This is a genomic window from Pseudomonas trivialis (assembly GCF_001439805.1).
Classification (GTDB): Bacteria; Pseudomonadota; Gammaproteobacteria; order Pseudomonadales; family Pseudomonadaceae; genus Aquipseudomonas; species Aquipseudomonas trivialis.
This window is the reverse complement of sequence record NZ_JYLK01000008.1, coordinates 88,634-103,193: the sequence shown is the minus strand read 5'-3', so window position 1 is coordinate 103,193 and position 14,560 is coordinate 88,634. Positions and strand designations below refer to the sequence as shown.

The window sequence follows — 14,560 nt, the reverse complement described above, 5'->3', positions numbered from 1 at the left end:
ATCGGTACGAAGGTTCTTATCGAGTTGGGACGCCAGGGCGACGTCAGGGCGGTGCCGTGGCGCTGTGGGCCACCTTCACCCCGAAATCGTCGAGGGTCGTGAACGCCACGGTGGCCGCGGCGCCTGGCGCCAACTTGAGCGTGGGCAGCTCAAAGCGGTTGCGGCCGCCGGGGATCACCATGTTTTCAGCACCTGACGTGGGCGGTTTGCGCGCGTGAGGCTGCCCTGCTTCAAGCACTTCAATCTGGTCAAAGGTCACGTGGTAGGGTGTTGGATTGAACACTTCCAAAGCCTGACCTTGCGCAGTGCCAATACGGCGCCATTGCAGTTTTGCCGGTGCGTCCTCGACCCTGTAGGGCAGGTTGGCCGGCCGGAAGAACAGCTTGATCCGCGAGCGAAACGCCAACTGCAATTGATTGGCCTGCGCGGCCCCTTGTGACTGCGAGGGCACCTCCAGCAGGTTGAACCAGAACAGGCTTTCGCGGGTTTGCGGCAAGGTTTCGCCGGTGTAGGCCAGTCGCGTGACCTGCTGTTTGCCCGCCTCCATGCGAAAGATCGGCGGCGTGATCACAAAGGGCACGCCCGCCCGTTCCGGCGTCGCCTGTTCGTCGCCATTGTCCAGCCATACCTGAGCCAGTACCGGCGCCTGGTTCTTGCTTTCCAGGCGCACCGTCACTTCCCTGTCGTTCTGCCCATAGACGATGCGCGTGCTGTTGATCACCACGCTCGCCTGCGCGGTATGGGCCCCTATCAGCGCCAAGGCCAACACCGCGCGCCTGACCCGTGCCGATGAAATCGCGGTCGTGTTCATGTCAGCGGACCTGCGCGTCAAGGTCAGCCGAGTGACGCACGCGGGCGCCGAAGTCGGTGATGGTGGTGAACTCGACCTTTGCCGCGCCGCCGGGACGATTGCGCAGCAGCGGCAGCACAAATTGTTTCACGTCGCCGGCCGGCAGCAGCAGGCTGTCGGTGGCGGTCTGGTTCGGCGCTTTGCTGAACCGTTGGCCTGCGTTGAGCAGATCCACTGAAGCGAGCGAAAGATGGTACGGCGTAGGATTGGTGACCTGCAGGGCAAAACCCTGCTCGTGGCTGATCAGCTTCCATTTCAGCCTGGCCGCGGCACTGGCCGCCGGGTAGGGCAGCGTTGGCGGGCGCAGGAATACGCGCAGACGGGTGCGGAACGACAACTCGATCTGGTTGTTTTTTTCGGCATCCGCCGCGCGTGGCGGGACTTCCAACACGTTGAGCCAGTAGAGACTTTCACGGTCGGTGGGCACCGGGTCGCCGGAATAGCGCAGGCGCAATGCCTGTTGCTGGTAAGGCTCGATGCGAAAGATCGGCGGCGACACGCTGAACGGTGCCTGCGCGGTGGCCGGTCTGGACTGCCGGTTGCCACTGTCCAGCCAGGTTTGCACCAGCGCCGGGCGGCTGCCTCTGTTTTCCAGGCGCACGATGACTTCCTGGCGCTGCGCCGGGTAGATCACTCGTGTGCCATGCACGATCACGCCCGCCTGGACCGCAGGCGCCAGCAATAACAGTACGGCAATTGTTGCGCAAAGCCGTGCCAGGCCGTTCGTTGTTTTCATCGTCCGATCTCCTCTCGCCGCCTTTTACTCGGCGTACTCGATCATGAAACCGACCCGGGTATTGACCTTGCCTTCGGTGGCGGCACCGCTGGCATAGAGCTGCGCTGCGAGGGGGATGGTCGCCTGGTTGTCGGTGATCACCACGCCTTCGGATTTCTCGGTGTAGACATTGAGCGGCGTGCCGGTGCGACTGGTGACTTCGACCTGTACGTTCTTGGCGTTGGTGGTGTCGGACGGGTCGTTGTAGCCATCGATATTCAGGCGCCCGGTCGCCACGTCGATAGCGGGGCTGGTCGGATCGAACGCCACCATGGCGGTGCGCCCGTTGGTGCAACTGCCTTCGCCGGGAGCGCCGATGCGAATGGTGAAGCCGGTGAGGTTGGCGCGACTGCCGGCGGTGGCCAGACGGGCAGCGGAGACGCCGCCCAGGTTCACGTCCTTGACCACCGCACCGGTGCCGGGAGCGGCGCCTTCTATGGTGCAGGTCACGTCCGTCACCAGACCGCTGAAATTGATCACGCCATCGGTGGCGTGTGTGCTGGTCGACAGCGCAGTGCTCAGGAGGAGTGCGGCGGGGATTAAAGCCTTAACGTTCATCGTGATCTCAAGTTGGGTGTAATAATCGGTCCTCATAATTTGTATCTAAAAATGAATGTTCTCTATAGAGAAGTATCGATATTGCGTTCGTAATAGATTGAAATCGTATTGTTTGTATTGAATATTTTTTAAAGTGCGGCGGGCCTGGGAAGTTTCCCTCGGAATACTCTGTCAGTCGTTACTGTAGTTTTATGTAGTCTTTGTTGTGGGCATATATTGAATGCCCTGTAGGCCTGGGTTATAGCGTTGAGCAAGTTACAGCCATTAACGCAGGTGTCCCGATGGCAACTTCAAATTCCACCCCTTGCACTGTCATGCTGCTGGATCACCACGAGATGGTTCGCCAGGGTATCGAGTTGGGCCTTGGCAAAGAGGCCGATATCAACGTGATCGGCTCCTTCGGCACGGCCAGTGCGTTGCTGGAGGCGCTGGCCCGGCACTCTGCGGACGTGGTGGTGATGGACTTCGTGCTGGCGCCGTCGGAGACCGACGGTCTGAACCTGATCCGAGTGCTCAAGCGGCGTTTCAACCGCTGCAGGCCATTGATCGTGGCGTCGCATTACACGCCCGCGACGGTTTCGCTGTCGTTGAAAGCCGGTTGCTGGGGAATCCTGGGGAAAACCCAGAACCTGCAGGCGTTGATCATCGCTATTCGAACCGTTGCCCAGGGCCGCTTGTATGTACAGCCCTGTATGGTGCCGGCGCTGCAAGGCATGCAATCGATGACGCACGTTGCCGGCCTGCGTTCGGGGATGGATGTTTCTACGCCACTGCGCTTGAGTGCCTGCCTCACACCCAAAGAGCAGGAAGTGCTGCGGTGTTTTCTCGATGGCATGTCGGTGAGTTCAATCGCCGCCAAGTTTTCACGCAGCGCAAGTACCATCAGCACGCAAAAACAATCGGCGTATCGAAAGTTGGGTATCAGCAACGACAGCGAACTGTTCAAGTTCAATCAGCAGTTCGGCGAATTGGAATAATTGCCGATTAAACCGGGTCTTGCAGGTAACGCAGTGCCAGTCGTTCGGTGGCCTGGCGTGCCGGCGGCAACAGGTGCGGCGCCACCAGCATCATGATCTGGTAAACCACCACCCGCACCTCGCCGGCACGGTCGAGAACGCGCTGATAGTCCAGGGAAAACAGCAGGGTCAGGGTGATCTGCTCCACCAGTTGCCCCAGCGCCTGGGTATCGCTCACCAGTTGACCATCGGTTTTGAGCCGCGCCAGCAGCGAGGCGAGGGTGCGCTTGAGGGCGGTGAGCAGGTGGCGAATACCCTTGGCCAGCTTGGGCAGGCGTCCGGCCAGATTGGACAGGTCCTGGAACAGAAACCGGTAATGCGCCATGCGCTCGACGATCAGGTGCAGGAACAGCCAGTAATCCTGGGGTTCCAGGTGCGCGTCGGCGGGCGGGTCGAGCAGCGGCGTCAGTTCGCCCTGAAAGCGCTCGAACAACCCCAGTACCAGCGGCTCCTTGCCGTGGAAGTGGTAGTAGAGGTTGCCGGGGCTGATCCCCATTTCATTGGCCACCTCCATGGTCGACACATTGGGCTCGCCCTTGTGGTTGAACAACTGCAGGGCACATTCAAGGATACGGTCGCGGGTTTTCATCCGGTCTTCTTGGGCTGATCATTGAGTTGAGCGCAGGCCCACACACGTGGCCCGCGATGCGTTCTTACACGGTCGGTCGCGGGTGAATCACGGCGCGCAGGCGCTCCTCCTGTAGAAATTTCATGATGATCGGCGCCACGGCTTCGGCCCGGGTGATCAGAAACAGATGGCCGTCATCGATGATGTGCAATTGCGCATTGGGGATGCGCCAGGCGAGCAGGCGCATGTTGATCAGCGGGATCAGCGGGTCGTCGTCGCCGGCCAGCACCAGGGTCGGCTGGCGGATCTTGTGTAGCCAGTGGATGCTGGTCCAGCCCAGCCCCGCGAACAGCTGCCAGTAGTAACCCAGCTTGCCCGCCGAACGCACTTTGCTCGCGTGCTCGGCAGCCAACCGGGCATCGCGACGGAACGAGCCGCCGTAGATCATCGGCGCAATGCGCACCACGTGGGACGGCTGGATATAGCGGCGTGGGCTTGCCATCAGCCACAGCACCCTGGGTTTGCCCGGCACCATTACCGCACCCGCCGCCGTGGCCGCCAGGATCAGTTTCTTGCAGCGTTCCGGGTAGTCATGGGCGAACTGCTGCGCCAGCGCGCCGCCCCACGACACGCCCACTGCGTTGACCTGTCCATAGTCCAGATAATCGAGCATGCGCGCGGTGAGCCTGGCCAGGCCGGGGAAACGATAGGGCCGGCTGGGCGTCGAAGAGCCGCCGACGCCCGGCACATCGAAAGCAATCACTTCCAGGTCCGGGTCCAGGGCCTGCACGAATGGAAACACCAGTTCCAGGTTGGCGCCGATGCCATTGAAGATCAGCAACGGCGTCATGTGCGGCTTGCCCGGGCGCACCGCCGTGCGCAGGGTCTGGCCGTCCAGGTCAATGGTGCGGAAGATGAACGGTTGCGACATGCTCAAGCCCTGTGAAGTCTTAAAGCTGGAATGGGGTCGAACTGTGGGAGGGGGCTTGCTCCCGATGACGTCATATCAGTGATACAGGTGTTGACTGACACATCGCTATCGGGAGCAAGCACCCTTCCACAATTGATCTCATCCCATCATAAAAGTGTGTTCTAGCGTTCATGCACATAGGTTCCAGGCGCCGCTTCAGCTGCGGCGTAGGCTTTATTGCCCAGTTTGGTGGGGGCTTTCTTCAGTTTCCCGGCGCGCTCTGCCTGCCACGCCTGCCAGTGCAGCCACCACGAGTCGGTGTGCTTGGTCGCATTCTCCTGCCACTCCAGCGCGGTGCAGCCCAGGCCATCGCTGGTCTGATAGCGCGCCTTGGGGTTGCCCGGCGGGTTGAGGATGCTCTGGATATGGCCGCTGCTCGACAGCACGAATTCCACCTTGCCGCCAAACAACTGCGCCGATTTGTAGCAGGACTGCCATGGCGTGATGTGGTCGTTGGTGCCGGCCAGGGAGTAGATATCGGCGGTGATCTGCTTGAGATCGATGGGCGTGCCGCACACTTCCAGGGCATTGGCGCGCACCAGGGGGTTGTTCTTGAACAGCTCGATCAGGTCGCCGTGGAAAGCGGCCGGCAGGCGCGTGGTGTCGTTGTTCCAGAACAGGATATCGAACACCGGCGGCTCATTGCCCAGCAGGTAGTTGTTGACCCAGTAGTTCCAGATCAGGTCGTTGGGGCGCATCCAGGCGAACACCTTGGCCATGTCGCGGCCTTCGAGCACGCCGGCCTGGTAGGAATGGCGCTTGGCCGCTTCCAGGGTCTGTTCGTCGACGAACAGCGCCACCTGAGTGTCCAGCGTGGTGTCCAGCACGCTCACCAGCAGGGTCAGCGCGTTGACCTTGTGCTCGCCCAGCGCCGCGTAGTGGCCCAGCAGGGCAGTGCAGGTGATGCCGCCGGAGCAGGCGCCGAGCATGTTGATGTCCTTGCTGCCGGTGATCGCGCTGACCACGTCCACCGCTTCCTTGAGCGCTTCGATGTAGGTGGACAGGCCCCACTCGCGCTGGGCCTTGGTCGGGTTGCGCCAGCTGACGATAAAAGTCTGCTGGTTATTGCGCAGGCAGAAGCGCGCGAGGCTTTTTTCCGGGCTCAGGTCGAACACATAGAATTTGTTGATCTGCGGCGGCACCACCAGCAGTGGGCGCTCGTGCACCTGTTCGGTGATGGGCCTGTACTGGATCAGCTCCAGCACGTCATTGCGAAACACCACCGCGCCTTCGGTGGTGCCCAGGGTCTTGCCCACTTCGAAAGCACCCATGTTGACCTGGCTGGGCATGCCGCCGTTGTGCACCATGTCCTTGGCCAGGTGGGACAGGCCATCGAGCAGGCTTTTGCCGCCGGTCTCGAAGAAGCGCTTGACCGCTGCCGGGTTGGCCACGCTGTTGGTGGGGGCCATGGCCTCGGTCATGAGGTTGATCACGAAGTGACCACGGCTGATGTCCTGGGGCGACAGGCTGCTGTCGTCGATCCAGTCGTGCAGTTCCTTGCGCCACGCCAGGTAGGTTTGCAGGTAGCGTTTATAGAGCGGGTTCTGGCTCCAGGCGGGGTCGTTGAAGCGACGGTCGTCCTGCTCGGGCACCAACGCGGATTGGCCGAACATCACGTTTTTCAACTCGAGCCCCAAGTGGGCGGCATGCTTGACGCTGTGCAGCGGTTGCCGGATGGCCTGGGTCAGCACCATCTTCGCCGAGGCGAGCAAGTCCTTTTTGCGTAACGCGATGATCGGGTTGAGCCCCAGGGTGTTTTCCGAGGCCTGGCGTTTCAGGTCATCGTTGTTCTTGTCACTCATCTACGACGCTCCATTGTCCGAAAGACGAGTACCGGTTACTGCCGCGCGTCCGGTTTCGCTGCACGGCACAAGCCAGGTACTGCACTTGGGTGACCGTTGCTACCGCATCGTCAAATGCAGGGAACTTGCCAGTTCCATTGGTTACCCGAGTTTAATTTGTTTCGCAAGCGGGCCAATCATTGACCACGAAGCAGAACATTCAAGCAGATGAAATTAGAAAGTGCCCTCTAACGTGCAGGAAGCCTGAGCTAGAGCATCAGCCGCACGACCGACTCGCTCGGGTCGCGGGTTTTGCCGGCGGCCTTGAGTTCGGCCAGGTAATCGGCCCACAGGTTTTCCTGACGCACGGCCAGTTGGTAGAGGTAATCCCAGGTGAACAGTCCGCTGTCATGGCCGTCGTCAAAGGTCAATTTCAGTGCGTACTGGCCGGCCGGTTCCACCTTGATCAACTTAACGTGGAGCTTGCCGAATTGCAGGATCGGTTTGCCGTGGCCCTGGACTTCAGCGGAAGGCGAGTGCACCCGCAGAAGTTCGGCGGGCAACTGGTAGGTTTCATCCGGCCCGTAGGTGAGGCCGAGGGTGTTGGAGGTTTTGTGCAGGTTTACGGCGGTCGGGAATTTAGACATGGGTGATATTCCAAAATGTGGGAGGGAGCAAGCCCCTCCCACACTTTAGAGCAGGGCGGTCACAGGATATAGCGCGACAAATCTTCGTTCTGCGCCAGTTCGCCCAAGTGGCTGTTGACGTAATCCGCGTCGATCCTGATCACTTCGCCATTTTGCGCACCGGCCAGGTCGCCGGCACTGAACGACACTTCCTCCAGCAAACGCTCAAGCAGCGTGTGCAGGCGACGGGCGCCGATGTTCTCGGTCTTCTCGTTGACCTGCCAGGCAATCTCGGCCAGGCGCTTGATACCGTCCGGCTGGAACTCGATGCCCAGGCCCTCGGTTTTCAGCAGTTCCCGGTACTGCTCGGTGAGCGACGCGTGCGGTTCGCTGAGGATGCGCTCGAAATCACCCGGCGTCAGCGCCTTGAGCTCCACGCGAATCGGCAGACGGCCTTGCAGCTCCGGCACCAGGTCGCTCGGTTTGCTCAGGTGGAACGCACCAGAGGCGATAAACAGGATGTGGTCGGTCTTGACCATGCCCAGCTTGGTGTTCACGGTGCAGCCTTCGATCAGCGGCAGCAGGTCGCGCTGAACACCCTCGCGGGACACATCGACGCCACCGGAATTACCGCGCTTGGCCACTTTGTCGATTTCGTCGATGAACACGATGCCGTGCTGCTCGACCGCTTCCAGGGCCTTGGCCTTGAGTTCTTCCTCATTGACCAGGCGTCCGGCTTCTTCATCGCGCACCAGTTTGAGCGCGTCCTTGACCTTGAGCTTGCGGCTTTTCTTCTTGCCCTTGCCCATGTTGGCGAACAGGTTCTGCAACTGGCTGGTCATTTCTTCCATGCCAGGCGGTGCGGAGATGTCGACGCCGGAGACTTCGGCGACTTCGATCTCGATTTCCTTGTCGTCCAGTTGCCCTTCACGCAGACGCTTGCGGAACAGCTGGCGCGTATTGGAATCGGTGGACTGCGCCGAGTCTTCGTTGAAACCCATGCGCGCCGGAGGCAGCAGGGCGTCAAGGATGCGTTCTTCGGCGGCGTCTTCGGCGCGATGGCTGACCTTGGTCACTTCCTGTTCGCGCAGCATCTTCAGGGCAGCGTCGGCCAGGTCACGGATGATCGACTCGACATCGCGGCCCACATACCCCACTTCGGTGAACTTGGTCGCTTCGACCTTGATGAACGGCGCGTTGGCCAGTTTGGCCAGGCGCCGGGCGATTTCGGTTTTGCCCACGCCGGTTGGCCCGATCATCAGGATGTTCTTGGGCGTTACTTCAACGCGCAGTTCTTCGGGCAGTTGCATCCGGCGCCAGCGGTTACGCAGGGCGATGGCGACGGCGCGCTTGGCATCGTCCTGGCCGATGATATGGCGGTTGAGTTCATGGACGATTTCGCGGGGAGTCATGGACATAGTGTTTGGCGGCCTCAAGCGCAAATAAGCCTACGGCTTACTCGGCGAGGTCCTGCTCCTCAATGGTGAAGTTGTGGTTGGTGAACACGCAGATATCGCCGGCGATACCCAGCGCGGTCTCGACGACTTCGCGGGCCGACAGGTCGGTCTTCTTCAGCAGTGCGCTGGCCGCCGCCTGGGCGTAGCCACCGCCGGAGCCCATGGCGATCAGGCCGTGTTCAGGCTCAACCACATCGCCGTTGCCGGTGATGATCAGGGACGCGTCCTTGTTGGCGACCGCCAGCATGGCTTCGAGGCGGCTGAGGGAGCGGTCGGTGCGCCATTCTTTGGCAAGCTCGACCGCCGCGCGCACGAGGTGGCCCTGGTGTTTTTCCAGCTGACCTTCGAAACGCTCGAAAAGGGTGAAGGCGTCGGCGGTGGCGCCAGCGAAACCGGCAAGCACCTGGCCGTGGTACAGGCGACGCACTTTCTTGGCGTTGCCTTTCATCACGGTGTTGCCCAGGGAAACCTGGCCATCGCCGCCCATGACGACTTTGCCGTGGCGACGTACTGAAACGATGGTGGTCAAGGGGAGAGTCTCCACGCAGCGGGGCGAAAATGCCCTGATGGAAACTGATATGGGGGTGGTGGTGGGGATTTCAACTATAGGACGTTGTGCGAACAAGCAGCGCGGCGGTGTCGGACTCATTCTGAAGATCAATGAAAGTCCAATGTGGGAGGGGGCAAGCCCTCTCCCACATTTTGATCAGCGTTACGCCTGGATCAGCGGCTCTGGCGTTGTTGTAACAACAGGTTGCTAAAGCCCGCGCCCGCCAGTTGCTTCTGCGCCACGGTCAGTTGCTCGCGGTTGCTGAACGGCCCCACCAGCACGCGGTACCAGGTTGCTTCCTTCACCGTGCCGGACTCCACCGAAACGGTCTGGCCCAACAGGATGATCTGCGCGCGAACGCGCTCCGCATCCGCCTGTTTCGGGAACGAGCCCGCCTGCAGGAAGAACTTGGTCACTGGCGCCGCCTTGGTTTCGGCAACCGGTGGCGCCGGCGGCGGGGTGATCCCGGCCAGCGCGGCCTGGGCGCGGGCGGTGTCGATTTTTGCAGCTTCCGCCGGGGTCACCGGGGTGGTCGGCACCTGCGGCGTCGGCAGGGTTTTTTCCGGCACGGCATCAGGCGGCACGATCACTTCCGACTCGGGCAGCAGCGTGTAGAAGTCGTATTTCGGCTTCACCGGTGCGGTCGGGCTGGGCGCGGTTTTATTGGCTTCGGCCATTTTGCTGGCTTTCTGCTGTTCCTTTTTGACCCGTTTGACGTCGTCGCCCTGGCCCGGGTCCAGCTTCATCAGGAACACGACAAACGCGCCGACCGTAAGGCCGATCGCCATCCACAGCCAGCCCGGAATCGGCTTCTTTGCCGGGGCCTGATAGCGGCTCGCGCCGCGCTTGGGTGCTGGTTTCTTCTTGGCAGCCAACTTACATACGCTCCAGGGTTTCCAGGCCTAACAGTTCCAGGCCTTGCTTGAGGGTCCGTCCAGCCAGTGCGGCGAGGCGCAGGCGACTGTGCTTCTGGGCTTCGTCGTCGGCGGTGAGGATCGGGCAGTTCTCGTAGAAGCTGGAGAACAACCCGGCCACTTCGTACAGATAGGTGCACAGAATGTGCGGCGTGCCTTTTTCGCCGACGCTGTTCAGCACTTCGCCGAACTGCGCCAGTTTGGCCGCCAGTTCGTGTTCCTGGGGGGCCTGAAGATTGATCTGGCCCTGGACTTCGCTGAAATCCTTGCCCAGTTTGCGGAACACACCGGCCACGCGGGTGTAGGCGTAGAGAAGGTAAGGCGCGGTGTTGCCTTCGAAGTTGAGCATCAGCTCGAAATTGAAGCTGTAATCGCTGGTGCGGTGCTTGGACAGGTCGGCGTACTTCACCGCGCCAATGCCCACCACGCGGGCGATGTTGCGCAGGTCGGCCTCGGCCAGCTCCGGGTTTTTTTCCTTCACCAGGGTGTAGGCACGTTCCTGGGCTTCGGTCAGCAGGTCGATCAGCTTCACGGTGCCGCCGTCGCGGGTCTTGAACGGGCGGCCATCGGCGCCGTTCATGGTGCCGAAGCCCATGTGCTCCATGTGCATCGGGTGGGTGACGAAACCTGCACGGCGGGCCACTTCGAACACCTGCTGGAAGTGCAGGGCCTGGCGCTGATCAACGAAGTACAAGGCGCGGTCGGCCTTGAGCACGCCGCTGCGGTAGCGCACGGCGGCGAGGTCGGTGGTGGCGTAGAGGTAGCCGCCGTCGGCCTTGACGATGATCACCGGCAGCGGCTCGCCGTCGGCGGTCTTGAATTCTTCGAGGAACACGCACTGCGCGCCGTTGCTCTCGACCAGCAGGCCTGCGGCCTTGAGGTCGTTGACCACGTTGATCAGATCGTCGTTGTAGGCGCTTTCGCCCATTACGTCGGCCATGGTCAGTTTGACGTTGAGCAGCTCGTAGATGTCCTGGCAGTGGGACAGGGAAATTTCACGGAAGCGGTTCCACAGCGCCAGGCATTCGGTGTCACCGGCTTGCAGCTTGACCACCAGGCCACGGGCGCGATCGGCAAACGCCTCGGATTCGTCGAAGCGCTTTTTGGCCGCGCGGTAGAAGTTCTCGAGGTCGGCCAGCTCGTTGCTGGTGATCGGGTTCTCCTGCAGGTAGGCCATCAGCATGCCGAACTGGGTGCCCCAGTCGCCCACGTGGTTCTGCCGGATCACGGTGTCGCCGAGAAACTCCAGCACCCGCGCCACGCCGTCGCCGATGATGGTCGAGCGCAGGTGGCCGACGTGCATCTCCTTGGCGAGGTTGGGCGCCGACAGGTCGACAACCACGCGCTGGCTGTCCCCCGCTTTGCGTGCACCGATGCGGGCGTCGGCCAGGGCTGCGTCCAGGCGCGAGGCCAGGGCCTGGGTGTTCTGGAAGAAGTTGATAAAGCCCGGGCCGGCGATTTCGGCCTTGTTGACGCTGGCGTCGGCGGGCAGTGCGGCGATGATTTTTTCTGCGAGGTCGCGCGGCTTCATGCCGGCCGGCTTGGACAGCATCATCGCGATGTTGCTGGCGAAGTCGCCGTGGGTCTTGTCGCGGGTGTTCTCCACCTGGATCGCCGGCGACAGGCCTTCAGGCAACACACCTTCGTTGACGAGTTGGGTGAGGGCTTGCTGGATCAGCTGGCGAATGGTGTCTTTCATGGTGTTCTCTTTCAACCGCAAGCGGCGGCGCGCGATGCGCAGGTGGAAAAACTCGGCATTATCCGTGGCGCGGGCGGGCTTGCCAACCGTTCAAGCCCGATGGCGATCTCGCTATCAATACAAATCCACCGGATCCACATCCAGCGACCAGCGCACCTGCCGGCCGCCGGGCATGTGCTCCAGGGCCAGCAACCAGCTGCTCAACAGCCGGTGCAACGGTGCGCGGGAGGTCGCCTGCAACAGCAACTGGGCGCGATAACGTCCGGCGCGGCGCTCCATGGGGGCGGGCACCGGGCCGAGCAGTTCGATGCCGCTCAGACCCAGCTCTGCCAGCAAACGTTCAGCGGCGCTGCAGGCCTCATCGAGGAAACTTTCGGCCTGCCCCGGTTTATGGGCTTCGGCACGCAGCAGGGCGAGGTGGGCAAACGGCGGCAGGCCGGCGGAGCGGCGTTCGCTCAGGGCCTGTTCGGCGAAGGCGAAGTAGCCTTGTTCGGTCAACTGGATCAGCAGCGGATGATCGGCCAGGTGTGTCTGGATAATCACCCGGCCCGGTTCTTCGGCGCGGCCTGCGCGGCCGGCGACCTGCACGATCAACTGCGCCATGCGCTCGCTGGCGCGAAAATCCCCGGAGAACAAGCCACCGTCCGCATCGAGAATCGACACCAGGGTGACCCGTGGGAAGTGATGCCCCTTGGCGAGCATCTGTGTGCCCACCAGAATGCACGGCTGGCCTTTCTGGATGGTGGCAAACAGCTGATTCATGGCGTCCTTGCGCGAGGTGCTGTCACGGTCGACCCGCAGCACCGGGTAATCCGGAAACAGGATGCCCAGGCGCTCTTCGGCGCGCTCGGTGCCCGCGCCGACGGGGCGCAGGTCGACCTTGCCACACTGCGGGCAGTGACGTGGCACCCGCTCCACATGGCCGCAATGATGGCAGCGCAGCTCGCCGTGGCGCTGGTGCACGGTCATGCGCGCATCGCACCGTTCACACTCGGACATCCAGCCACAGTCGTGGCACAACAGCGTCGGTGCAAAGCCGCGTCGATTGAGAAACACCAGCACCTGCTGGCCGGCGGCGAGGGTCTGGCCGATGGCCTGTTGCATCGGCCCGGAAATGCCGCTGTCCAGCGGACGGCTTTTTACGTCCAGGCGCAGGAAACGTGGCTGTTTGGCGCCACCGGCACGCTCGTTCAGGCGCAGCAGGCCATAGCGGCCGGTGTAGGCGTTGTGCAGGCTCTCCAGGGACGGCGTGGCCGAACCCAGCACAATCGGGATGTCCTCCTGGCGCGCGCGCACCAGCGCGAGGTCGCGGGCGTGATAACGCAGGCCTTCCTGCTGTTTATAGGAGCCGTCGTGCTCCTCGTCGATGATGATCAGCCCGGGATTTTTCATCGGCGTAAACAGCGCCGAACGGGTGCCGATAATAATGTCGGCCTCGCCGTCCCGCGCCGCCAGCCACGACTCCAGGCGCTCACGGTCGTTGACCGCCGAGTGCACCAGAGCGATGCGCGCATTGAAGCGCTGCTCGAAGCGCGCCAGGGTCTGCGGGCCCAGGTTGATTTCGGGGATCAGCACCAGCGCCTGTTTGCCGGCCTGCAGGGTCTCGCGGATCAACTGCAGATAGACTTCGGTCTTGCCGCTGCCGGTGACGCCGGCCAGCAGGAACGCGTGGAAGCTGTCGAAGCCTGCGCGGATTGCTTCATAGGCGGCGCGTTGCTCTGGGTTCAGCGGCAGCTCCGGCTGGGCCAACCAGTGTTCATGGCGCGGGTCGGGCGCATGCTTGCGGATTTCGACCTGCACCAGCCCTTTGGCCAGCAGCAGGTCGAGGCTGTCCTTGCTCAGCATCAGCTTGCTTAACAGTTGATGCGCCACGCCGTGGGGGTGCTGCGCCAGGGTGGCGAGGGCCTCACGCTGGCGCGGCGCGCGGGCGATGCGCGGGTCGTCGAGGCGCGCGCCGGGCACCGTGGACCAGAAGCGTTCCTGGCGCGCTTCGGCCAGTTCGCCCTGGCGCAGCAGCACCGGCAGCGCCCAGCTCAAGGTGTCGCCCAGGCTGTGCTGGTAGTACTGGGCGGTCCACAGGCACAGCTTGAACAGCGCCGGTGGCAGTGGCGCCGTGGCGTCGATGATCGCCAGTGCGGGTTTGAGCTTTTCTGCCGGGACTTCGCTGTGGTCGGCAATTTCCACCAGGATGCCGATCATTTCCCGGCGACCGAACGGCACGCGCACGCGCATCCCCGGCTGCAACTGCGCCCGCAGCACACCGGCCGGCGCCCGGTAATCGAACAGGCGGCGCAGGGGCGAGGGCAGGGCTAGGCGCAAAATGGCGTCGGGCACGCGAGAGGTCTCATCTATAAGGCAGGCGGTGGTGCAGGGGCGCGAGCCTAGCAGACAGGGGGAGGCTTGGGGTAGCCGACAGTTTTCTGATGAAAGGAAGGGATTGGGCTGTGAGCGCCGCTTGCGCGATTTGAAAGGTCTGTTAGAATTCGCGGCCTAATTACGTGCGGTATTCGACAATAGTGTCGAGTGGCGGCACGCTAGCCCGAGGAAGTGCCATGAAAGCCGATATCCATCCAGCGTACGAAACCATCGAAGTCACCTGCAGCTGCGGCAACAAGTTCGAAACCCGTTCGAACCTGTGCAAGCCACTGGGTACTGACGTATGCAACGAGTGCCACCCGTTCTACACCGGTAAGCAGAAAACTCTGGACACCGGCGGCCGTGTACAGCGCTTCGCAGATCGCTTTGGTGCTTTCGGCAAGAAGCCTGCTGCTGCCACTCCGGCAGAGTAAGGTTCAA

General features: G+C 62.2%; 14 protein-coding genes. 2 read left to right on the top strand and 12 right to left on the bottom strand.

The annotated features are described in order from the left end of the window. Nucleotides 1–43: 43 nt before the first annotated feature. The 3 genes from TU79_RS13935 to TU79_RS13925 are packed head-to-tail and all read right to left on the bottom strand — an operon-like array spanning nt 44 to nt 2,183. The gene (locus TU79_RS13935) at nt 44–811 is read right to left on the bottom strand and encodes a fimbrial biogenesis chaperone (RefSeq protein ID WP_057008520.1); all 768 of its coding nucleotides are present in this window, start codon (nt 809–811) and stop codon (nt 44–46) included. A 1-nt stretch (nt 812) separates the two neighbouring features. Next, the gene (locus tag TU79_RS13930) at nt 813–1,586 is read right to left on the bottom strand and encodes a fimbrial biogenesis chaperone (protein WP_057008519.1); all 774 of its coding nucleotides are present in this window, start codon (nt 1,584–1,586) and stop codon (nt 813–815) included. 24 nt (nt 1,587–1,610) lie between these two features. Further along, nucleotides 1,611–2,183 carry a fimbrial protein gene (locus tag TU79_RS13925; RefSeq protein ID WP_057008518.1) on the bottom strand — a complete coding sequence of 191 codons (573 nt, stop codon included), beginning with the start codon at nt 2,181–2,183 and terminating at the stop codon, nt 1,611–1,613. A gap of 314 nt (nt 2,184–2,497) precedes the next feature. Between TU79_RS13925 and TU79_RS13920 the strand changes: the two genes are divergently transcribed. Next, entirely contained in the window at nt 2,498–3,160 is a 663-nt protein-coding gene (locus TU79_RS13920) for a response regulator (protein ID WP_057008517.1), read from the top strand. 7 nt (nt 3,161–3,167) lie between these two features. On the opposite strand, the gene TU79_RS13915 is transcribed toward TU79_RS13920, so the two are convergent. The 9 genes from TU79_RS13915 to TU79_RS13875 all read right to left on the bottom strand — a co-directional run bounded on the left by TU79_RS13915 (nt 3,168) and on the right by TU79_RS13875 (nt 14,098). Continuing rightward, entirely contained in the window at nt 3,168–3,788 is a 621-nt protein-coding gene (locus tag TU79_RS13915; RefSeq protein WP_057008516.1) for a TetR/AcrR family transcriptional regulator, read from the bottom strand. Nucleotides 3,789–3,852: 64 nt separating this feature from the next. Next, complete coding sequence (gene phaZ, locus TU79_RS13910; protein ID WP_057008515.1) at nt 3,853–4,698, bottom strand: poly(3-hydroxyalkanoate) depolymerase; 846 nt, start codon at nt 4,696–4,698, stop codon at nt 3,853–3,855. Nucleotides 4,699–4,859: 161 nt separating this feature from the next. Next, entirely contained in the window at nt 4,860–6,539 is a 1,680-nt protein-coding gene (phaC, locus tag TU79_RS13905) for a class II poly(R)-hydroxyalkanoic acid synthase (RefSeq protein WP_057008514.1), read from the bottom strand. Between the two features lie 248 nt (nt 6,540–6,787). Further along, nucleotides 6,788–7,165 carry a gamma-butyrobetaine hydroxylase family protein gene (locus TU79_RS13900; RefSeq protein WP_057008513.1) on the bottom strand — a complete coding sequence of 126 codons (378 nt, stop codon included), beginning with the start codon at nt 7,163–7,165 and terminating at the stop codon, nt 6,788–6,790. A 59-nt stretch (nt 7,166–7,224) separates the two neighbouring features. Beyond that, entirely contained in the window at nt 7,225–8,562 is a 1,338-nt protein-coding gene (hslU, locus tag TU79_RS13895; protein WP_057008512.1) for an ATP-dependent protease ATPase subunit HslU, read from the bottom strand. A gap of 37 nt (nt 8,563–8,599) precedes the next feature. Beyond that, nucleotides 8,600–9,130, bottom strand: a complete 531-nt coding sequence (hslV, locus tag TU79_RS13890) for an ATP-dependent protease subunit HslV (protein WP_003237338.1) — start codon at nt 9,128–9,130, stop codon at nt 8,600–8,602. Between the two features lie 194 nt (nt 9,131–9,324). Further along, nucleotides 9,325–10,026, bottom strand: coding sequence for an SPOR domain-containing protein (locus tag TU79_RS13885; RefSeq protein WP_057008511.1), 702 nt, complete (start codon nt 10,024–10,026; stop codon nt 9,325–9,327). Between the two features lies 1 nt (nt 10,027). Beyond that, nucleotides 10,028–11,764: an arginine--tRNA ligase gene (gene argS / locus TU79_RS13880; protein WP_057008510.1), complete on the bottom strand. Its 1,737-nt coding sequence runs from the start codon at nt 11,762–11,764 to the stop codon at nt 10,028–10,030. A gap of 114 nt (nt 11,765–11,878) precedes the next feature. Next, a complete protein-coding gene (locus TU79_RS13875) occupies nt 11,879–14,098 on the bottom strand; it encodes a primosomal protein N' (RefSeq protein WP_057008509.1) in 2,220 nt (739 codons plus the stop codon). Between the two features lie 218 nt (nt 14,099–14,316). Between TU79_RS13875 and rpmE the strand changes: the two genes are divergently transcribed. Next, the gene (gene rpmE, locus TU79_RS13870) at nt 14,317–14,553 is read left to right on the top strand and encodes a 50S ribosomal protein L31 (protein WP_003237330.1); all 237 of its coding nucleotides are present in this window, start codon (nt 14,317–14,319) and stop codon (nt 14,551–14,553) included. The last annotated feature ends 7 nt before the right edge of the window (nt 14,554–14,560 follow it).